The sequence below is a fragment of the Marinomonas algae genome (assembly GCF_047525555.1).
Taxonomy (GTDB): domain Bacteria; phylum Pseudomonadota; class Gammaproteobacteria; order Pseudomonadales; family Marinomonadaceae; genus Marinomonas.
This window is the reverse complement of the sequence record NZ_JBLIXK010000003.1, coordinates 114,117-133,614: the sequence shown is the minus strand read 5'-3', so window position 1 is coordinate 133,614 and position 19,498 is coordinate 114,117. Positions and strand designations below refer to the sequence as shown.

The 19,498-nt window shown below is 43.3% G+C and carries 21 protein-coding genes; 13 read left to right on the top strand and 8 right to left on the bottom strand.

Translation table 11 applies throughout. The features are described 5' to 3' along the window. Positions 1-2: 2 nt before the first annotated feature. The 3 genes from ACMUMQ_RS06845 to ACMUMQ_RS06835 form a co-directional block, all read right to left on the bottom strand. Positions 3-986 (bottom strand): WD40 repeat domain-containing protein, encoded by a 984-nt coding sequence (locus tag ACMUMQ_RS06845; protein ID WP_414681263.1) that lies wholly within the window; start codon positions 984-986, stop codon positions 3-5. Continuing rightward, positions 958-1,428, bottom strand: a complete 471-nt coding sequence (gene rsd, locus ACMUMQ_RS06840) for a sigma D regulator (RefSeq protein ID WP_317002580.1) — start codon at positions 1,426-1,428, stop codon at positions 958-960. The genes ACMUMQ_RS06845 and rsd overlap by 29 nt, the downstream gene beginning before the upstream one ends. A gap of 149 nt (positions 1,429-1,577) precedes the next feature. Beyond that, entirely contained in the window at positions 1,578-2,090 is a 513-nt protein-coding gene (locus tag ACMUMQ_RS06835) for a disulfide bond formation protein B (RefSeq protein ID WP_414681262.1), read from the bottom strand. A gap of 141 nt (positions 2,091-2,231) precedes the next feature. Between ACMUMQ_RS06835 and ACMUMQ_RS06830 the strand changes: the two genes are divergently transcribed. Then, entirely contained in the window at positions 2,232-2,654 is a 423-nt protein-coding gene (locus ACMUMQ_RS06830; protein WP_414681261.1) for a flagellar basal body-associated FliL family protein, read from the top strand. Between the two features lie 64 nt (positions 2,655-2,718). Here the strand turns inward: ACMUMQ_RS06830 and ACMUMQ_RS06825 are convergent, their stop codons facing one another. Genes ACMUMQ_RS06825 through ACMUMQ_RS06810 form a run of 4 tightly spaced genes read right to left on the bottom strand, consistent with a single transcriptional unit; the run spans position 2,719 to position 7,675 of the window. Then, positions 2,719-3,003: an oxidative damage protection protein gene (locus ACMUMQ_RS06825; RefSeq protein WP_414681260.1), complete on the bottom strand. Its 285-nt coding sequence runs from the start codon at positions 3,001-3,003 to the stop codon at positions 2,719-2,721. Positions 3,004-3,063: 60 nt separating this feature from the next. Beyond that, complete coding sequence (gene chrA / locus ACMUMQ_RS06820) at positions 3,064-4,242, bottom strand: chromate efflux transporter (protein ID WP_414681258.1); 1,179 nt, start codon at positions 4,240-4,242, stop codon at positions 3,064-3,066. Between the two features lie 30 nt (positions 4,243-4,272). After that, complete coding sequence (gene mutY / locus ACMUMQ_RS06815; RefSeq protein WP_414681257.1) at positions 4,273-5,325, bottom strand: A/G-specific adenine glycosylase; 1,053 nt, start codon at positions 5,323-5,325, stop codon at positions 4,273-4,275. 37 nt (positions 5,326-5,362) lie between these two features. Further along, positions 5,363-7,675 (bottom strand): AsmA family protein, encoded by a 2,313-nt coding sequence (locus ACMUMQ_RS06810; RefSeq protein WP_414681256.1) that lies wholly within the window; start codon positions 7,673-7,675, stop codon positions 5,363-5,365. A gap of 237 nt (positions 7,676-7,912) precedes the next feature. Between ACMUMQ_RS06810 and hisB the strand changes: the two genes are divergently transcribed. The 4 genes from hisB (at position 7,913) to gshA (ending at position 11,824) form a co-directional block, all read left to right on the top strand. Next, positions 7,913-8,506, top strand: coding sequence for an imidazoleglycerol-phosphate dehydratase HisB (hisB, locus tag ACMUMQ_RS06805; protein WP_414681255.1), 594 nt, complete (start codon positions 7,913-7,915; stop codon positions 8,504-8,506). Positions 8,507-8,539: 33 nt separating this feature from the next. Next, positions 8,540-9,202, top strand: a complete 663-nt coding sequence (gene hisH / locus ACMUMQ_RS06800) for an imidazole glycerol phosphate synthase subunit HisH (protein WP_414681254.1) — start codon at positions 8,540-8,542, stop codon at positions 9,200-9,202. A 56-nt stretch (positions 9,203-9,258) separates the two neighbouring features. Continuing rightward, positions 9,259-10,032, top strand: a complete 774-nt coding sequence (hisF, locus tag ACMUMQ_RS06795; protein ID WP_414681253.1) for an imidazole glycerol phosphate synthase subunit HisF — start codon at positions 9,259-9,261, stop codon at positions 10,030-10,032. A gap of 199 nt (positions 10,033-10,231) precedes the next feature. After that, positions 10,232-11,824 (top strand): glutamate--cysteine ligase, encoded by a 1,593-nt coding sequence (gshA, locus tag ACMUMQ_RS06790; RefSeq protein ID WP_414681252.1) that lies wholly within the window; start codon positions 10,232-10,234, stop codon positions 11,822-11,824. Positions 11,825-11,912: 88 nt separating this feature from the next. Here gshA and yihA read toward each other — a convergent pair whose 3' ends face one another. Then, entirely contained in the window at positions 11,913-12,557 is a 645-nt protein-coding gene (gene yihA, locus ACMUMQ_RS06785) for a ribosome biogenesis GTP-binding protein YihA/YsxC (RefSeq protein ID WP_414681453.1), read from the bottom strand. A 359-nt stretch (positions 12,558-12,916) separates the two neighbouring features. On the opposite strand from yihA, the gene ACMUMQ_RS06780 reads away from it, so the two are divergent. The 8 genes from ACMUMQ_RS06780 to tatC all read left to right on the top strand — a co-directional run bounded on the left by ACMUMQ_RS06780 (position 12,917) and on the right by tatC (position 19,412). Continuing rightward, on the top strand, positions 12,917-13,537 hold the full coding sequence (locus tag ACMUMQ_RS06780) for a thiol:disulfide interchange protein DsbA/DsbL (RefSeq protein ID WP_317002568.1): 621 nt from the start codon (positions 12,917-12,919) through the stop codon (positions 13,535-13,537). Positions 13,538-13,550: 13 nt separating this feature from the next. After that, a complete protein-coding gene (locus ACMUMQ_RS06775; RefSeq protein WP_414681251.1) occupies positions 13,551-15,083 on the top strand; it encodes a diguanylate cyclase in 1,533 nt (510 codons plus the stop codon). 118 nt (positions 15,084-15,201) lie between these two features. Then, positions 15,202-15,957, top strand: a complete 756-nt coding sequence (gene ubiE, locus ACMUMQ_RS06770) for a bifunctional demethylmenaquinone methyltransferase/2-methoxy-6-polyprenyl-1,4-benzoquinol methylase UbiE (RefSeq protein ID WP_414681250.1) — start codon at positions 15,202-15,204, stop codon at positions 15,955-15,957. Positions 15,958-15,959: 2 nt separating this feature from the next. Further along, positions 15,960-17,603 carry a ubiquinone biosynthesis regulatory protein kinase UbiB gene (ubiB, locus tag ACMUMQ_RS06765; protein ID WP_414681249.1) on the top strand — a complete coding sequence of 548 codons (1,644 nt, stop codon included), beginning with the start codon at positions 15,960-15,962 and terminating at the stop codon, positions 17,601-17,603. A gap of 16 nt (positions 17,604-17,619) precedes the next feature. Continuing rightward, positions 17,620-17,952, top strand: coding sequence for a phosphoribosyl-ATP diphosphatase (locus tag ACMUMQ_RS06760; RefSeq protein WP_414681248.1), 333 nt, complete (start codon positions 17,620-17,622; stop codon positions 17,950-17,952). A 46-nt stretch (positions 17,953-17,998) separates the two neighbouring features. After that, on the top strand, positions 17,999-18,214 hold the full coding sequence (gene tatA / locus ACMUMQ_RS06755; RefSeq protein ID WP_414681247.1) for a Sec-independent protein translocase subunit TatA: 216 nt from the start codon (positions 17,999-18,001) through the stop codon (positions 18,212-18,214). 3 nt (positions 18,215-18,217) lie between these two features. Continuing rightward, a complete protein-coding gene (tatB, locus tag ACMUMQ_RS06750) occupies positions 18,218-18,604 on the top strand; it encodes a Sec-independent protein translocase protein TatB (protein WP_414681246.1) in 387 nt (128 codons plus the stop codon). Positions 18,605-18,653: 49 nt separating this feature from the next. Next, positions 18,654-19,412, top strand: a complete 759-nt coding sequence (gene tatC / locus ACMUMQ_RS06745; RefSeq protein WP_414681245.1) for a twin-arginine translocase subunit TatC — start codon at positions 18,654-18,656, stop codon at positions 19,410-19,412. Positions 19,413-19,498: the final 86 nt, after the last annotated feature.

Here is a 19,498-nt window from a genome sequence, read left to right as displayed (position 1 = left end):
AATTATTCCAAAACATTGAGATAGCCATTGCTGCCTATCGCGTAATATCGATTGCCCAGAGCATAAGCAAGCGCTAAAACATTGGTGACAGATGGTCGGTTTTTCGCAGCGTAAAGATCCCATTCTTTTTGCACAACACCAGTACTGGTCTGAATAAGTGACACTCGGCCATTGGCTTCACCCACTAAGATACTTCGATCCTTGGTTGAAAATACCGCTTGGCTAATCGTCACGTTACGGTACTTTAAAGAGCCTGTATCAATGGTAGACAGCTCTACGCCGGTTAAAGTAGACCATATTTTGGCAGCCCCAAGATGCGCAGCGCCAAAAGCGTATTTCCCATCGGCTGATAATGCGACAGCGGAGATCTTATTCCCTAGATTCCATTGATGTTTCTGTTCGCCTGTTAAGATATCCCACAAAATCACATTACCGTTGTCATCGCCAGTTAAAGCGAATGTCACATCAGGCGTTACATCTACAGCGCGAACGGTTGAATTAGTTCTGAACGTTTGTTTGATACCACCTCTTTTAATATCAAAGAAGCGAGCTGTTTGGTCGTTTAAACCGAGTAAAGCGTAATCACCATTTTGGGTGAGCTTTAATGATTGAATATCACCAGGTGTTGTCCAAAAGCCATCTAACTTGCCTGTTAGTGCGCTCCATAATACAAGGGTACGTGCGCTGCCTGTCGCCGCAAACTCACCACTTGGATCGATGTCTACACTGGTTAATGTGGTGTATTCGCCTGACGCATGATTCCAATTAAAGCTACGTTCGTTTCTGGCGTTTTTCCAATAGCTCCCACCATGCTGAATAGAGCCAACAACTGAAGAAGATCCGTCATCGCTCAATGCAGCCGAGTGCAAACCTTGCACTGCATATTGCGCAGTACGCACAGGCGCTTCCGCGGAACAAGACAGTAACGCCGCCGCAGAAGTAATTAGTAAGCCAAATTTAAGCGCTTTTTTCACTGTGCGCTTCATGCAATTCCTCAATCAATTGATCTTCATGTTGGAACCTTTCAGCCATAACAAGCATTAATGCCTGCAACGAAAAAGGCAGAGCTTCTAACTGAGCATTACAGTGCTCTTTTGTGTCGTATTTGTCGTTGAATTCTATGGCAATTTCGGTGGTGCTTTCAATCTGTGGCAGCAACTCACCTAATAAGATAACAGCGCCATCGTCATGGAATTCTTTTGCTTCTAACGCCAACTGCTCATAGACGGTAAAATGGCCAGCAGAAACATAGTCCACTAGCATTTCACAGGCTGATTGAATTTTTGGTGTATCCGTCGGGGTAAGATCGCCACGTTCCCGTATATAAACTAGGGCTTCAATTAGCTGGCGGCGCTGCTCTAACCAACGGTCAATGATGTCATGTACACCACCCCATCTTTCTTGTGCTGTTTTACAACCTTCTAGCATTATACAAACTCCCATTAGAGTTAGGCGATAATTGTTATTGAATACCTGGTTCAAGCATATTCCGTTAACTTATCACCTGCAAGGCAATCACCTATGAGGATTTGTAACCGTTCTTTTTGAAACGTTATTCTGAGGCATAGCCCTTAATACTATCGAAATATATGTTTTCGCTTCTTAGAACGTAAGGCAATAATCACATTAATGATGGCCATAGAAGCAAACACAACCAATGTCCAGCCAGGAATACTCAAGCCTAAAAAGGTCCAAACCACATCACCACATTCCCCTGTTCCCATAATCATGGCTTGCATAATTTCTTGCCATGGGAAAACTTCAAACATGTAACTCAAACCTGGCAAACAAGCAGGAAGTTGATCCGCTGGAATGTTTTGTAAATACAAGTGACGTACCGCCAAAGCAGCGCCAGATAAAGATAAGATCACCACTATCCAAGCAATAAAGCGACGAACACCTAGAGAACCAGTTAAAGCAGATAGTAGAGACACCACACCGATGCAGAAAAACACAATGCGCTGCAGCATACATAACGGACAAGGCTCTAGCCCCATTTGATATTCCATATAAAAAGCCACAGCAAGCAATGCAAAAGAAGCCACAGCAACAAGTCCATGAAAACGACGAGCAGTTAACAAAGAGAACATATTTAAAAATTCCTAAACGAAATAAGTTAAATGTAAAACACGAATAATTAACAGATATATAAGAAAGTACAAATTCCTACTGACAGCAGGCTTTAATGGCAGTTAGTATACTGTTTATTGGAATAAATATGAGAGTCTAACATGTCATTGATGATACCTTTGCGCAATAAGCTATTGCTGTTTTTTTTATTCTTATTTAGCAACCTAATAAATTCCCATGTTTTTGCAGAGGATGTTGACCCTGCATCAACAGCTTATATCGAACTGAAACCAAGCTTCGTTGTGAATAACGTAAGCGATGGCTCTAAGCTAACCTATATCAAAGCCGACATCAGCCTTAGAACCAGCGAAGCACAACGAGCTTTAATTGAGGCGAATATGCCACTAGTACAAGACGCTTTGGTGATGTTTTTAAGCTCTCGCACCAATGCACAAGTCACAGGCGCTATCGCAAGAGAAGCAACCAGAGCCGCTGGCGCAGTTGCTGTCAACGAAGCACTACAAGCAGAAACGGGAACGTCACCCATTCAAGACATTTTATTTTCGAGCTTTGTTACCCAATAAAGTTCACCAAGAACCAATAAAAACGCCCTCTGTAAGAGGGCGTTTTTATTGGAAGCTCTATAGTCTAGAGTTCAACCATATCATCAGGACTGACATAGCCAGATAATTTATCTGTCGCTTCGTTATTGAAGAACTTCTCCATTTGCTCCATCACATACTTTCGAGATTCTGGCTGCATCAGGTTTAGCTGCTTTTCATTGATCATCATAGTTTGCAGAAGTTGCCATTCTTGCCATGCCTGCTTAGAGACAGTTTGAAGAATCTCTTGGCCTTTCGTGCCTGGCAAAGGAGCACGTTCTAATGCTTCCATGTCTTTCTGGTATTTCTTACAAAAAACAGTATTCGACATAATAAAGGTCGCTCTTAATTCAAAAAGGATGTCTTCATAATGGCGCTAAAGCAGCAGAAATCAAGCCCCAACAATCCCGACGAATATAAATCCAGTAATCAGCCAGAAAATGGATGGCCTTTTATACTTTAGCCAAGCAAAACCCGCCACAACCAATAAAAGATCCAAAACACTTTGCAGACTCGAGGTGCCAATAGGATGATATAAAGCTGCCAACAATATGCCGACAACCGCCGCATTCAGGCTGCCGACAATGGAACGAAAACGCGCATTATTAGATAGTTTTTGCCACAGACTCTGCGCGCCCAACATAAGCAATAGGCCAGATAAAAAAACACCCAACGTTGCAACACCTGCCCACACCCAAAGACTCGCACCTGCTGGCGCCGCCGACGCACCGAGAAAACTCGCCATAGTAAACATAGGGCCTGGAACAGCTTGTGCCGCCGCATAACCCAATAGTAAGTTGGATTCAGAAACACTATCTGACACAAAAGCCGACAACATTGGTAAGACAACATGACCACCGCCAAATACCAAGGCACCAGCTTGGTAAAAATTAGCGAATAAGCCACTCAGCCCATCGGTTAGCCAGAAGCTCGCGCCAAATAAAACAAGCGCGATAAGCAAATACACACCAGAAAACCGCACTTTGGGTAAAGTTTCATTATTCCCTGAATCAGTACCTGGGAGCATAAGGCCAACACCTGCTGCCAAACATAAAACAATCAAGCTAGACAAACCGAAGGGACTAAACGCAATAAAAAACGCACTGAAAAGCGCGATACAGGCTGTAGCTTTACTTTTACAAAACGAGCGCCACATACTAAGACAAGCATCGGCCACGACAACGACGGCTAAGAGTTTTAACCCATGAACCACACCATCAAACCACGAACTTCCTTGCCAAGCCTCACCAAACATGGCCAATAACACCATGAAGACAAACGACGGCAAGGTAAAACCAACAAACGCCGCTAAGCCACCAACCAATCCCGCTCTATGATACCCAATGGCAAAGCCTACCTGACTCGACCCAGGTCCTGGGACAATTTGGCTTAATGCAACCCACTGAGCATATTGGGACTCTGTTGCCCACTTTTTCAATTTGATAAATTCTTGATTGAAATAGCCTAAATGTGCAGCAGGACCACCAAAGCTGGTAAAGCCTAAAAGAAAGAAAGCCACAAAGACTTCACTAAGACGTTTCAAATAAGAAGGTGTACTGCTCTGTGACATGTATTCTCCAGCTCACGCGATTCATTCAGATTATGAATTGATACTTTCTAAGATACTCCGAACGGGGGCCGGCAAACCAAGCGACAGAGCATCTTGTTGACTAAACCATTGATATTTATCACCTTCCATCACAACACCAAGAGCATCGATTGCAACATGGCTTGGGGAGATATCCAAATGGTAATGACTAAAAGTATGTCGAAAAGATGACAAGGGTGTGACCGTTTGCACTTGCGTGGCAAATCTTTGTTCAATATGCATCACAATGGAATCGTCAGAAGCCAGTTCAGGTAAGCTCCATAATCCCCCCCAAATACCAGTTTGCGGGCGTTTTTCTAATAACAACTGACCTTGAGGGTTTACCAACACCAAAAGTTGAATACTCTTTTCTGGTTTTGCGGCTTTTTTCGGCTTTCGAATAGGGAATTGAGTTGGGTCTGGCGTGCGACGCGCTTGGCAGTCGCTTTCTAATGGGCAAATCAAACACTGAGGTTTTGAGCGAGTACAAAGCGTCGCGCCCAAGTCCATCATAGCTTGAGTGTAATCGCCACAACGCTCACTTGGCATATAGTATTCCGCTAAATCCCAAAGTGCGCTTTCGGTTTTTTTATCACCCGGCCAAGTCGGTACAGCATGAAAGCGACCTAATACTCGCTTTACATTGCCGTCCAAGATGGCAGCTTGAACACCTCGAGAGATAGACAAAATAGCGGCTGCCGTAGAGCGCCCTATTCCAGGCAATTCACACACGCCTTCGACGGTTTGAGGAAATTCGCTGTCAAATTCATCCACCAGCATTTTTGCTGCTTTGTGCATGTTTCTGGCTCTGGCGTAATAACCCAATCCGCTCCAATGAGCTAACACGTCATCTTGTTCCGCATTGGCTAACGCTTCGACATTGGGAAACGATGTCATGAACTTGTGATAATACGGGATTACTGTCGTCACTTGCGTTTGCTGCAACATGATTTCAGAAATCCACACTCGATAAGGGGTTTTGTTTTCTTGCCAAGGCAAGCTTTTACGCCCATGTTCGTCAAACCATGCCAAAACACGGGGCGCAAAATTCTCTACTGGCTGCATGTATGTCTCGCGTTTGCCACCTGTTTATTTTGGATAATTAAAACAGGTCTTTTAGTTTATTTTTCAGCTTCTCTTTCAAAGCTTCTTCTTCCGCTTTTTTCTTGGCTTCTAGCTCAGCTTTAAGGCGCGCTTTTTCTGCGGCTACCTTTGCCTCCAACTCAGCCTTTAACTTGGCTTTTTCTGCTTCAAGTTTCGCTTTCTCGGCAGCCACCTTAGCTTCCAATTCAGCTTTTAACTTAGCTTTCTCTTCCTCTGCTTTTAACTTCAATTCAGCCGACGCTAGATCCAAGAATAAATTGCCAAAGCCTTTTAGATCTGGACGGCATAAACCAGCGGGGTCATCACTGAATTGCCCACGACAAATAATAGGAAAGGTCAATTCCGCAACTTTCTCATTCACCTGACAAGCATCGTCTAAAGTGCTGCCTGGGAAACCTACGTTGGTTTGGTAGTTTAAAGAAGAGTCTGTTAAAGAAATAACACCGTCACCCGTGACTTCTATGCCCGCTGAGCGAATTTTCAGACCAGGCGTAGACACTTGGCCATTCACGATATGAGCAGGGAAAGTCATGGCTTCAAAAGGTGTGTCTTCACCAAATTTCGAACCATCTAGCGCGTCTTGTCGAACAGAAGCAATGCCTTCACAAACAGACTTGGTTAGATTAGTTCCGATTAGCGCGCCGTCTTTAATCTCAACCAACAAATCGCCTTGTAACGACGCCATCAGATCCTCAATACGGTTTCCTTGCATCAAAAGATCGCCATTTAAATAGGTCGCACCCGCCACTTTATCCATGTCCATAAAGTCGACTAACAATGGCTGAATTTGAATAGCATCAATCGAAGGCACAAGCGCTATGGTCGGTGTACTGCTTTGAGCATTAAGATTCGCCGTTGTTGAAAAACTCCCTTCGTATAACGAAGCCTTCAATGGAGCTACTTTTACAATGCCATTCGACTGGGTGGAATCCAGTTCAATTCGATCGACTTTTAGGTTCTTCACTGTCAGATTGTCGAAAGCAAAACCAACATGACCATTCAATTGGCGAATAAGCTCAACAGGAATCAAATCACTTGCTTCGCTTTCAATGGCTTGCTCTGTATTGGCTGGCGCTTCTTCATTTTCACCTTCAACAGGTGTTGGTAAATAACGATCAAGGTCTAAGTTCGCGCCAGCAATACGTAAATCCCAGTACAGTGGAGACAAGTCTAGCGCCGCATTGGCTTCGATTTTTGTTTCGTCCAATTGAAGGGACATAGGTTTCACAACCAAGCGATCTAAGCTTCCCTCTACCGACATATTCATTTGCGCACTAGTAAGAGCGCTATCGTCAGACATTTCAGGCAATGCAATATTGAGCGCCGACATAACGTCTCTTGGATTAAACTCTCCTACAGAAAATATCGCTGTAAATTGTGGGTCACTTAATACTTGATAGGCTTCTAACTTGGCATCTAAATTGACACCCAAAGTGCTTAGCGTCATACCTTCTAATAGAACGTTTTCCTGCGGCAAATCAAAATCAACTCGAATAGCATTTAATTTGGCTTCTAACGGACTGGCTGGCAACAGATCACTTTCTACTTTTGTCGACAATGCCAAAGCATCTACGGAAAAGGCTTCACGCTCTGGAAAAACAGACAAGTTGGCACTTAGCTGCACGTTTGCCTTGATTGGAGAATTGCCCTGTAGATCACTTTGCGTCAACGCCATATCCATGGCCATTGGCCAAGCTTTGTCCCATTGAACGTCATTGATTTGTACGTTTAACGTTGCGTTAACTAATTGATTCGTTTGTTCATCTCGATATTGAAGCTGCGCATTCTCAATGCGTAATTCATCCAGTTGTATCTCCGGAATAACAAAAGGTTCCGCTTCTGTAGCATCATCTGCCATGCTCGATGCAAGGCTTGTCGTTTCTTCTTCAAACGCTGCTTGCGCCGCTTCAGCAGTGTTTTCTGGGATATCGAGTTCCCAATTACCTTGGCCGTTCTTGTCTTTATTTAAGCTGGCTTTCAAGTTCACAAGGTTGACCTTATTCACTTGGATTTTTTGCTGTAACAAAGGTTTGATGGCTAAACCAAACTCAGCACGGTCGAATTGCAGAATTTCCGCATCAGAGCCTAACGCGACACCAATGTCTTCCAACTCAAGCCCAAGCCAAGGAAAAAACGACCAACTAATATCCCCATCCAAACGTAGATTAACATTCGCTTTTTCCAGGGCTACGGTTTTCAGTTCGTCCTTAAAATCATTTGGATTGACGAATAACATCACCGACGCCAACAACAGTGCAACAAGAACCAATAGGCCACCAATTAAAATGGATAAACGCTTCAGCCAAACCATGTAAAACTCCTTATAAAAACATTGCCCTGTAAACTCTTCTCTTGAGCGAGGAAAACAGCAAATAGATGGACATATCATAGCACCCGAAGAGGGTGATTATCGATCCAATAGAAGCAACTCATTAAAAAACACTCGGTCAAAGCGTAGAAGCCTGAGAGCCCACGTTCTATAATGGGGAACTTATGTCATAAAAGTGACGATCTTTTTACGTCGCAACCACTGTGGAGAAACCAATCAATGTCCGATCGCATTGCTAGCGTAGAGCGAAATACGCTTGAAACTCAGATCAAGGTATCAATTAACTTAGATGGTACAGGTAAATTTACGTGCTTTACTGGCGTACCTTTCCTTGATCACATGCTTGAGCAAGTGGCTCGTCATGGTCTAATTGACCTAGACATTCACGCCGTTGGCGATCTTCACATTGATGCTCACCATACAGTGGAAGACTTGGGTATTACGTTAGGTCAGGCTTTTGAGATCGCTGTTGGTGATAAAAAAGGCATCAAGCGTTACGGCCATGCCTACGTTCCTCTAGATGAAGCGCTCTCACGTGTCGTTATCGATTTCTCTGGTCGTCCTGGATTAGATATGCACGTGCCTTTTACTCGTGCTTCTGTTGGCGGTTTTGACGTGGATTTATTTTCAGAATTTTTCCACGGCTTCATCAACCACGCCAAAGTGACACTGCACCTAGACAACTTGCGTGGCAAAAACACTCACCACCAAGCGGAAACTATTTTCAAAGCCTTTGGTCGCGCATTGCGTATGGCATTGGAAGTGGATGAGCGCATGGCTGGACAAATGCCTTCTACAAAAGGCTGTTTGTAAAGTTCTCTCTGTTTAGATAAGTGAGTGAAAAATATGAGTGAAGCAAAAAAGTCCACGGTTGCTGTCATTGATTATGGCATGGGCAATCTGCATTCGGTTGCCAAAGCGCTTGAGCACGTTGCCGATGAAAACACTTCGGTAGTCGTGACCAGCGATCCCGCTGTTATTGATGCGGCAGATCGAGTTTTATTACCGGGTGTTGGTGCTATCCGTGATTGTATTGGTGAAATGCACAATACAGGTTTAGTACCAAGCATTCGTAAAGCCATGGCCGAAAAACCTTTCTTGGCGATCTGTGTTGGCATTCAATCTTTGATGAGCCACAGTGAAGAAAACGGTGGCGTCGATTGCCTTAATCACTTCCAAGGCAATGCGCTGTTTTTTGGCGAACAACACAAAGACCACGATGGCAGTAAATTAAAAGTGCCTCACATGGGCTGGAACCAAGTAAAACAAACCATTCAACACCCTCTTTGGGAAGGCATTCCAGACAATGCTCGCTTCTACTTCGTGCACAGCTTTTACGTTGTGCCAGAACACAAAACAGAAATGGCTGGTACTTGTGACTACGGTTTGGAATTCTGCGTTGCACTGGCTCGTAATAATGTCTTTGCCGTGCAATTTCACCCTGAGAAAAGTCACAAAGACGGTTTACAGCTTTATAAGAACTTTATTCATTGGGATGGCAAGCCATAGTTTTCTATGGACTCAGCAGCATATTTCATCATCTCAATCGTTAGTAGGAGCCAAAAATGGGCTTAGCAAAACGCATTATTCCTTGCCTTGACGTGGACAACGGACGAGTTGTTAAAGGCGTTCAATTTGTTGATATCCGTGATGCAGGCGACCCTGTAGAAGTGGCCAAACGTTATAACGAGCAAGGCGCAGACGAGATTACCTTTCTTGATATCACCGCCAGCTCTGACGATCGCGCAACCACCGTTCACATGGTGGAAGCCATTGCCAGCCAGGTGTTTATTCCTTTAACCGTTGGTGGCGGCATTCGTACCTGTGATGACATTCGTCGCATGCTAAACGCAGGCGCAGACAAAGTCGGTATTAATACCGCGGCTGTGTTTAACCCAGAATTTGTTCGTGAAGCAGCAGAACGCTTTGGTTCACAATGCATTGTCGTTGCCATTGATGCGAAGAAAGTCAGTGCCGAAGGCGAAGCTGACAAATGGGAAATTTTCACTCATGGCGGTCGTAAACCAACTGGTTTGGACGCTGTTGAGTGGGCGAAGAAAATGGTCGAATACGGCGCGGGTGAAATCCTCTTAACCAGTATGGATCGTGACGGTACGAAAAACGGCTTCGACTTGGGCGTCACTCACGCCATCAGTGAAGCGGTTCATGTACCTGTAATCGCCTCTGGCGGTGTTGGTAATTTGGATCACCTTGTTGAAGGCGTGACCAAAGGCAAAGCGGATGCCGTATTAGCCGCCAGTATTTTCCATTTCGGTGAATACAGTATCGAGGAAGCCAAGCAGTGCATGACAAATGCAGGCATTGAGATGCGTTTGTAATCACAAGTTTAAAAGATTATTACGCTGTTTCTACTATAAAAAACAAAACGCAATATCATTTGATGTTGCGTTTTTGCTTTTTAAATCCGCATACTTTGTGCACTTGGGAACTCTGACTTGCTGAAAAGAAGCTCGGCCTTGTACAATTCTAAGAATTTATTTTGAACAAGCCTCGGCTTCATATTGGAAGGATGACTTCTTGACTACTTTAACTGATGCGTTACAAGCTCTGGCGAAACACTGCCAACAGACAACTTCATTCTCCGCATTAACCTTCCATCGCGGCGTTGAACGAGAAGCACTTCGAGTCACTAGAGCCGATGGACGAATTTCCCACTTACCACATCCCAAGTCTTTAGGCTCGCCTTTAACTCACAGCTCAATTACCACAGATTATTCTGAATCCTTGATGGAGTTCATCACACAAGTTCACCCAAGTGTCGAAGGCGTTATCAAGGAACTCGAAGACATTCACAATCTAGTTAATCATGAGCTTTACAAACAAGATGAATGTTTGTGGCCAGCCAGCATGCCGTGTTATTTGAGCGGCAATGAAGATGTTCCTATTGCCTATTATGGCGAATCCAATACAGGCAAATTGAAGCGTGTTTATCGCGAAGGTTTATCCAATCGTTATGGTCGCATCATGCAATGCATCGCTGGCATGCACTACAACTTTTCCTTCGATAAAGACTTTTGGCTGTTCCTAGAGAACTACAAAGGAAAAACCGATCTTACGCCAGCGCAAAAACAGGCTTTTCAGTCTGAAAGCTACTTTGCCTTGATTCGAAACTTCCGTCGTAGCTCATGGATGCTTTCTTTATTATTTGGCGCTTCTCCTGCCATTGACGAAAGCTTCTTAGCCTCCAAGCCAAATCATTTGGGCGAGTTAAACAAAAACACTTGGTTCGGTGAAAAAGCCACGTCCCTTCGCATGAGTGATCTTGGCTACCAGAATAAAGCTCAAGCGGATTTATACGTTTGCTATAACGAAGTTGACACCTACATTAAAACCATCAAAAAAGCCCTGCAAACGCCTTATGAGACTTATCAAAACATTGGCGTAAAAGTGGATGGTGAATATCGTCAGCTAAACACCAACCTGCTACAAATCGAAAATGAATACTACAGTGACATTCGTCCTAAACGTGTCACTCAGCCAGGCGAACACCCAAGCGCAGCACTGCAATCCCGAGGTGTGGAATACATAGAAGTTCGTATTATGGATTTGGACCCTAGCTCTTCCATTGGCATGCAGTCTTCTACTTTGTATTTTATTGATGTGTTTTTGCTGTATTGCATGTTACGCGGTGACGAGCATTTAGACATGAAGGAATGCAGCCAACTTCGCAAAATGCAGCAAGAAATCGCAGAGCATGGTCGTGATTTGGAAATGAATTTTGATTTTGGCCAAGGCCCAGTAAAACTAAGAGACAAAGCAGACAGTATGCTGAGCGAACTAACCGAAGTGGCCGCTTTCCTTTCTACCAAAACTGGAAACACAGCCTATACAGAAGCGGTGGAAACGCAAATTCAGAAGCTTAAAGACATCAGCCTACTTCCATCTGCTCAATTATTGGAACGTTGCAAAACAGATCAAGGCTTCCAAAATGCCATGTTAACACTGTCGAAAGAGCAACAATCCGAGTGGATGACTATGCCGTTATCGGATTCACTGACCAATGAGTTTAAAGCAAAAGCAGAACATTCTTTGCAAGAACAAACAGAAATAGAAGCGGCCGATGAAGTAGACTTCGATACTTTCCTAAAAGCGTATTTAAAGCCTCAATAAGCGAATCATTTAGTAAAACGACAGACATAAAAAAAGCCTTAACAGGCTTTTTTTATGTCGTATTTTCTAAGCGGTTAAGCGTCAAACCTTATGCATTGGGTGAAATTGGAATTTCTTCTAGGTTTTCAAGTACTAACCATTCCGCAAGTTTAATTCTTAATGCATCTACGCCATCACCGTTTAAAGCAGAAAAAGTTTGTACAGAACCTTCAATTCCCTGCTCTTTAATCACTCTTTGCACGCTTAACATGGTCGATTTTGCCGGGCCACGCTTCAACTTGTCAGACTTGGTCAACAACACATGCACTTTCATACCGTTTGCTCGCGCCCAATCCAACATCATTTCATCGAATTCTTTTAATGGGTGGCGAATATCCATAACCAAAACAACGCCCGCTAAAGAGCGGCGGTTCATCAGATAATCTTGCATGTGTGCTTGCCATACTTTTTTCATGGCAATTGGCACTTTTGCAAAACCATAACCAGGAAGGTCAATCAATCGACGGTCTTCAACATTCAAACCAAAACAGTTAATAAGCTGAGTACGACCTGGTGTTTTCGATGTTCTCGCCAGCTTTTTTTGGTTCGCTAACGTGTTCAAAGCGGTGGATTTACCCGCATTAGAACGACCAGCAAATGCGACTTCAACTCCTTGGTCTAAAGGACATTGAGAAAGTTTCTCGGCACTTTTTATAAAGTGTGCAGACTGGAAAATAGAGTCAAAAGGCGTCATAAGTTGATATTCGTCAATAGATTGGATTAAGCGGTTATTCGGTTTCATTCGTTAGCTGTCTATAATGCCAGTAAATAGGATTTTTTACCACGCTAAACCTTCAGCGAGTATGGAATAAGTCCCTGACAACGACTCGTGCAAGCCTCACAAATAGATTGCTGGAAGTTTATTTAACAAAGGCAATGAGTTAGCCACTCACATTAATCTTGAGAAAAAGCGCTAAATAAAAACTTTTTGATGTAAACTTTATGTAAAATTGCAGGAAACACGGAACATTCGCACTATTAGATAATCGTATTCCATAGCGATTCTGTGCATGATGTACGGATACCTGTCATTTATATTATTAGGAGCAATTCATGATCAAGCTGTTCTCGGCCGTGGTACTTTCTTTCTTTATGTCACTTCCTGCTTTCGCAGCAGAATACAGTGATGGCAATGGTTACACGACGATTAAAACCCCAGTTCGCACAAGCGATCCAAGTAAAATAGAAGTCACCGAAATTTTTTGGTATGGCTGCCCGCATTGCAACGCTCTTGAACCTTATGTCAACGCTTGGAAAAAAGACCTAGCCGACGATGTGGATTTCAAATACCTTCCAGCTGTATTTGGTCGCAACTGGTTAGCTCACGCAAAAGCGTTTTACGTTGCTGATTTATTAGGTATTGAAGGAAAAATGCGTGCTGATATCTTTAATACTATTCATGTTGAGCGTCGCGGTCTAAACTCAGAAGATGCACTAGCAAACTTCTTTGAGAACTACGGAGTCAGCGAAGATGAGTTCCGTAAGCAGTTCAACTCCTTTGCAGTAAACAGCCGTTTAAGCCAAGCCGACGCAAAAATACGTGCTTATGGCGCTCGTGGCGTCCCAGGTATTATAGTAAATGGTAAATACCTAGTGTCTGCTCAAACAGCGAATGGTAACCAAAACATTTTTAATGTCGTAAACTTCTTAATAGAAAAAGAAAGACAAAATTAACAAATGAGGCGATATGACGGAATCATCTAGTGATAAACTGATTGAAGCGCTAAGGAAAGCAGTCTCCCGAACCAGTATGCTGGCTGAGGGGAATGATCCAGAATTGGACCCTGTTGTCCGTCATATTCGCCACATCATTGCCAAGGGCGCCAATACTGAAGAAATTCTTGATGCCCTCAGTAATGCAGAACCTCTGCTCATCAAAATTGATGCGGCTCAACATAATAGAGCCAAACAAGTCAGAAGCTCTCTACAAGATTTAATCGACCTACTTGAAAAGCAAGACAATCGGCTTGTTCCACAAAACGAAAAGAAACAGTTAGAAGCGCAAATTCGCTCACATTGGCATGCACCCTCTAAATGGCCAGAGCTTTTAAAAGCTTTCCAATCTCTTGCTGAACAAACACTAAACACGCCTATTGATGAAGCTAGCCAAGCTAAAAGCTCTTTCTTTAAACGCTTACTGAATCAAAAACGACAAACTATTCAACAAGCCAATGATAGAGAGCTTATGCTGCAAATTAGCCATGCTCTTTCAGGGTTGATGAATAACTTACAACTACCCAGTCATTACGATGAAGAAGTTGCTCTACTTAAAAAAGCATTGCTGAAGAATGACAACTTACAAAGACTCCCAGAACTACTAGATGAAGTCATTCACTTCATCATGATTATTATTGGTAAAACCCAAGAAAATCTGACTAATTACCTCAGCCAACTAAACAAGCAACTGGCCAGCATTAACGCAACAGTCGTGACAAGTTATCAGTCTCAGAAATCACTTTCTGAAAGTCGAGAAGGCTTGAACACTAAACTTCAATTACAAGTAGAAGACACCTCTAAAGCCGTTCAAGGCGCAAACAATTTAGACAGCTTGAAAGACTTAATTAACGATCGCCTCACCACCATTTCTGACACTATGACGGAATACCGAACCAGTATGTTAGAAAAGGAAAAGCAAGCAGCTCAGTCCATTACCATGCTAAAAAACAAAGTTACTAGGATGGAAAAAGACACCACCTCTTTGCGCTCGCTTTTACAGGAAAGGCTGGCTCAAGCTATGACAGATTCCTTAACAGATTTACCGAATCGCACCGCTTACCAAGACGCCATTTTACCGCTTTGTAAACTCATGCAAAAAAAGCAACAGCCACTTTGTTTAGCTGTGTGCGATATAGATCACTTTAAGCGAGTAAATGATACTTGGGGGCATTTAGCGGGTGACAAAGTATTGCGACTAGTCCCAAAACAAATCCGAACCGTATTAGCAAAAGAGGACTTATTCTTTCGCTATGGTGGAGAAGAGTTTGTATTAGCGTTTCCAAACACCACCAGCGAACAAGCCATGAAACGAGCAGAGACAATTCGCCAAGCCGTAGAAAAGACACCTTTTAATATGCAAGGCGAGCCCGTTTCTATTTCGGTTTCTATCGGTGTCGCTCAGCTAGCTCCCGAAGAAGACCCTGAATCTTTATTTTCACGGGCAGATAAACAACTTTATTTGGCAAAAGAATCAGGCCGAAATAAAGTCTTAATAGAAAGATAGAAGCAATAAAAAGCGGTACCCGTACTCCACTGTCACGGTTACAATAGCTATTCACATAAAAGCAGTGTTGTTACTTATACACTGTTCTATACCGTCATATAGGATGAAGAAGTAGTTTATGCAAGACGATCAGAATAAAACCACCCACTTTGGCTTTAAAGAAATCCCTACGGATGAAAAGGCCCAAGCCGTTGCACAAGTCTTTCATTCCGTCGCTGCCAAATACGACATAATGAACGATCTTATGTCCGGTGGTGTTCATCGTCTTTGGAAACGCCACACCATTAGCCAATCTGGTGTTCGCGCAGGCAACCAAGTCTTAGACATTGCAGGTGGAACTGGCGACTTAACCCTCAAATTCTCTCGCTTAGTTGGCAGTGAAGGCCAAGTAATTCTGGCTGACATTAACGACTCCATGCTGAAAGTTGGTCGCGATAAATTAGCGAACCAAGGTGTGGTTAGTAACGTAAAATTTGTTCAAGCGAACGCGGAAGCGCTACCTTTCCCTGATAACACATTCGACTGCATCACTATTGCTTTTGGCCTCAGAAACGTAACAGACAAATCCAAAGCATTGGCTTCTATGTACCGCGTATTAAAACCTGGCGGCCGATTATTGGTCTTGGAGTTTTCCAAGCCAAAATCAGAAATGCTGTCTCAGGTTTATGACCAATACTCTTTCCGCTTATTACCAGCAATGGGTAAGTTGATCGCCAATGATTCAGAAAGCTACCGTTATTTGGCTGAGTCTATTCGAATGCACCCTGATCAAGAAACCTTAAAAAGCATGATGGATGAAGTTGGCTTCGAGCGCACAAGCTACCAAAACTTAACCGGCGGTATTGTGGCGCTGCACAAAGGGTTTAAATTCTAATTATGTTGACCAGTGTTTTTCGCCTATTGCGGATTATCTTTACGGTAATTCGCTTTCGCCTTGATGTGTTTATTCCCTTTTCGCTCTTACCTTGGTACATACGCTGCACTTTAGGTGTGATTTGTTCTATTGGTCGTAAAAACGCCAGTAAAAACAAAGGCGAACGCTTGCGCTTAGCACTGGAATCGCTCGGCCCTATTTTTGTGAAGTTCGGACAAATCCTGTCTACTCGTCGGGATTTATTAGATGACGACATTGCCGATGAGCTGGCTAAGCTACAAGACAAAGTCCCTGCATTTTCAGGGAAAGTAGCTCAAGGAATCATTGAACGCGACTTAAAAGCGCCGGTATCTGAATTATTTGCTGAATTTTCTGTTGAGCCTTTGGCATCCGCTTCTATTGCTCAAGTACACACAGCCAAACTTCATTCCGGTGAAGATGTTGTTGTAAAAGTCATTCGCCCAAACATTGAAAAGACCATCGGCAAAGACATCAAGCTACTTTATACATTGGCGCACTTAGTAAACAAAATAAGCGAAGATGGCCGTCGTTTACGCCCTGTTGAAGTGGTTACAGATTACGAATACACCATTCTTGATGAATTAGACTTAGCCAAAGAAGCAGCAAACACTGGCCTTTTACAACGCAATTTCACTGACTCAGATTTGCTGTATGTGCCTCAGGTTTATTGGGATTACAGTCATCGTAATGTGATGGTGATGGAGCGCATCTCTGGTATTCCTGTGGCTGACATTCCAGCACTAAACAAAGCTAACGTTAATATGAAATGTTTGGCCGAGCGGGGTGTGGAGATATTCTTCACTCAGGTTTTCTCACACAGTTTTTTCCACGCAGACATGCACCCTGGCAACATTTTTGTTGATGTAACCAATCCAGAAAGACCAAAGTACATTGCTCTGGATTGCGCCATCATGGGAAGCCTAGACGATGAAGATAAAAACTATTTAGCGCGCAACCTTTTGGCTTTCTTCCAACGAGATTACCGCTTAGTCGCAGAGCTGCACGTCGAAAGTGGTTGGGTACCTAAAGGCACTCCGGTTCATGCTTTTGAATCGGCTATTCGCAGTGTTTGTGAACCCATGTTTGCCAAACCACTCAAAGACATTTCTTTTGGCCAAGTCTTAATTGGCTTATTCCAAACGGCTCGTCGATTCAATATGGAAGTTCAGCCACAGCTGGTTCTTTTGGAAAAAACCTTATTAAACATTGAAGGATTAGGCCGCCAGCTTTACCCTGACTTAGATCTTTGGGTAACAGCAAAACCCTTCTTAGAGCGCTGGATGCGAGAACAAATGGGGCCCAAACGCGTGATGGAAGAAGTTCGTAAACAAGCACCACAATGGGCTGGACAGCTTCCTCAAATTCCAAACTTAATCTTCTCTGCTTTGTCGCAAATATCTCAGCAAGAAGAACGCATGCAAGCTCAAACAGACGCCATTCATCAGCTTGGTGTTGAAATGAAAAAAAACCGCAGCCGTTTACCGTTAAGGCTGTTAGGTTTATTAAGTTTAGGGGGCGCTTGGGCCATCACAGATCCAAGCTCACTATCCCATTTACAAGCCGCCGACCTAACCAGTTTCGGATTAGTTTTACTTGGCTTATATTTAATTGTATTAAAACCGTAACATTTGAGAGACTATAATGAAAAGCGATGTATTGGCTGAATTAGCGGCAACTCTAGAACAACGTAAAAAGGCTGCAGCAGACTCTTCTTATGTAGCAAGCCTACATGCAAAAGGATTAAATAAAATCCTAGAAAAAGTAGGTGAAGAAAGCGTTGAAACCATTATTGCAGCAAAAGATGCAGCGGTTTCCGGTGATAAGTCTGACCTAGTGTATGAAACAGCCGACCTTTGGTTCCATACTCTCGTTATGTTATCCCATTTAGATATTGGCCCTGATGCCATACTGGATGAATTAGCGCGCCGATTTAACTTGTCCGGTTTAGAAGAAAAAGCCAATCGCACAAAATAATCCATGAAAGAACAGACCACACTTTATTAATAAGCAGGAGAAATGCATGTTAGGTGGAATCAGTATTTGGCAATTGTTGATCGTTTTGGCCATTTTGGTGCTTATATTCGGTACAAAAAAACTTAAGAATCTAGGCTCTGATTTAGGCGGTGCAGTAAAAGGCTTTAAAGAAGCCGTTGATAAAGACACGCCAGAAGATGAAAAAGTAGCTCAGAACAAAGTAATTGATTCTGAAGCAAAAAAAGACGACAAGAGCGCATAATCCGTGTTTGATATTGGTTTTTCTGAACTGGTTGTTGTATCTGTTGTTGGCTTATTAATTCTTGGCCCTGAACGTTTACCGCACGCCGCAAAAACGGCGGGATTGTGGGTACGTAAAATCCGTCGCAGCATTAACTCTGTACAAAGAGAAATTAATGCACAGCTTGATCAAGAAGAGCTGCAACAGAAAATCGCGGAAACCAATCAGCGTATTCTCAAAGAAGGCCAAAGCATCCAAAACACCATTACGCCTGTGCCTGAGTCTTATGCTCAGGAGCCAATGCGAGAAACAGCAGACCTTCCTGAACCTGAGAAAGCCGAAGAGACAAATGAGGCGTCTCCAGCACCAGAGAAAGAACCAATAGCAGAGCCAACACAACCTCGTGGTTAATTAACATCCATTTTGATTTTTCCAACGACCTGCGGATATAGAACGCATTATGAGTACAAGTTCTTCTAACCAAGCCCCTTTAGTTTCTCACCTTATTGAGCTTAGAAATCGTTTATTGAAAGCGGTTCTGGTTATTCTGGTTCTTTTTCTAGGTTTATACTCTTTTGCCAACGAGCTGTATTTGCTTGTTTCTGAGCCATTACGCTTGCTGCTTCCAGCTGGCAGTTCTTTGATCGCAACCGAAGTGGCTTCACCATTTCTGGCGCCTCTCAAGCTAACCTTTGCGGTTGCTGTTTTGTTGTCTGTACCTTATTCATTATTCCAAGCATGGTCTTTTATCGCACCAGCTTTGTATAAGAATGAAAAACGCATCGCGATTCCTTTGCTCATTTCGAGTATTTTTCTGTTTTATGCTGGCGTCTTGTTCGCTTATTACGTGGTATTGCCGTTGATCTTTGGCTTTTTCACCACAGTTGGACCAGGCGAAGTAACGGTAATGACAGACATTAACAACTACCTAAACTTCGTTTTAAAGCTTTTCTTTGCTTTTGGTGTGACGTTTGAAATTCCGGTGGCAACTTATTTGTTAATAAAAGCAGGCGTTACTACCGTAGCAACGCTATCGAAAAAACGCCCTTATATCTTCCTTGGCTGTTTTGTTGTCGGTATGTTGATCACGCCTCCAGATATCTTTTCCCAAACTTTGTTAGCCATTCCAATGTGGATGCTGTTTGAACTTGGCCTGATTGCCGGAAGAACAGTAAAAGTCGAGCCAGAAGAAGCGGACGAAGCTGATCAAGCGGCATAAAATCCGGATAAGCAAAATCCCCCCCCTGTTTTCCAAATATAATTCCCTCTTTTTGGGGGAATTGAGCCTTAATTAACGCCCAGCAT

Coding starts and splice junctions, on each gene's coding strand:
- tatC (WP_414681245.1), top strand. CDS start 18,654: ATGAGTACAAGTTCTTCTAACCAAGCCCCTTTAGTTTCTCACCTTATT.
- yihA (WP_414681453.1), bottom strand. CDS start 12,557: ATGACGCCTTTTGACTCTATTTTCCAGTCTGCACACTTTATAAAAAGT.
- ubiB (WP_414681249.1), top strand. CDS start 15,960: ATGTTGACCAGTGTTTTTCGCCTATTGCGGATTATCTTTACGGTAATT.
- ACMUMQ_RS06830 (WP_414681261.1), top strand. CDS start 2,232: ATGTCATTGATGATACCTTTGCGCAATAAGCTATTGCTGTTTTTTTTA.
- hisF (WP_414681253.1), top strand. CDS start 9,259: ATGGGCTTAGCAAAACGCATTATTCCTTGCCTTGACGTGGACAACGGA.
- ACMUMQ_RS06775 (WP_414681251.1), top strand. CDS start 13,551: ATGACGGAATCATCTAGTGATAAACTGATTGAAGCGCTAAGGAAAGCA.
- rsd (WP_317002580.1), bottom strand. CDS start 1,428: ATGCTAGAAGGTTGTAAAACAGCACAAGAAAGATGGGGTGGTGTACAT.
- ACMUMQ_RS06780 (WP_317002568.1), top strand. CDS start 12,917: ATGATCAAGCTGTTCTCGGCCGTGGTACTTTCTTTCTTTATGTCACTT.
- chrA (WP_414681258.1), bottom strand. CDS start 4,242: ATGTCACAGAGCAGTACACCTTCTTATTTGAAACGTCTTAGTGAAGTC.
- tatA (WP_414681247.1), top strand. CDS start 17,999: ATGTTAGGTGGAATCAGTATTTGGCAATTGTTGATCGTTTTGGCCATT.
- ubiE (WP_414681250.1), top strand. CDS start 15,202: ATGCAAGACGATCAGAATAAAACCACCCACTTTGGCTTTAAAGAAATC.
- ACMUMQ_RS06845 (WP_414681263.1), bottom strand. CDS start 986: ATGAAGCGCACAGTGAAAAAAGCGCTTAAATTTGGCTTACTAATTACT.
- hisH (WP_414681254.1), top strand. CDS start 8,540: ATGAGTGAAGCAAAAAAGTCCACGGTTGCTGTCATTGATTATGGCATG.
- ACMUMQ_RS06760 (WP_414681248.1), top strand. CDS start 17,620: ATGAAAAGCGATGTATTGGCTGAATTAGCGGCAACTCTAGAACAACGT.
- ACMUMQ_RS06835 (WP_414681262.1), bottom strand. CDS start 2,090: ATGTTCTCTTTGTTAACTGCTCGTCGTTTTCATGGACTTGTTGCTGTG.
- ACMUMQ_RS06825 (WP_414681260.1), bottom strand. CDS start 3,003: ATGTCGAATACTGTTTTTTGTAAGAAATACCAGAAAGACATGGAAGCA.
- hisB (WP_414681255.1), top strand. CDS start 7,913: ATGTCCGATCGCATTGCTAGCGTAGAGCGAAATACGCTTGAAACTCAG.
- mutY (WP_414681257.1), bottom strand. CDS start 5,325: ATGCAGCCAGTAGAGAATTTTGCGCCCCGTGTTTTGGCATGGTTTGAC.
- ACMUMQ_RS06810 (WP_414681256.1), bottom strand. CDS start 7,675: ATGGTTTGGCTGAAGCGTTTATCCATTTTAATTGGTGGCCTATTGGTT.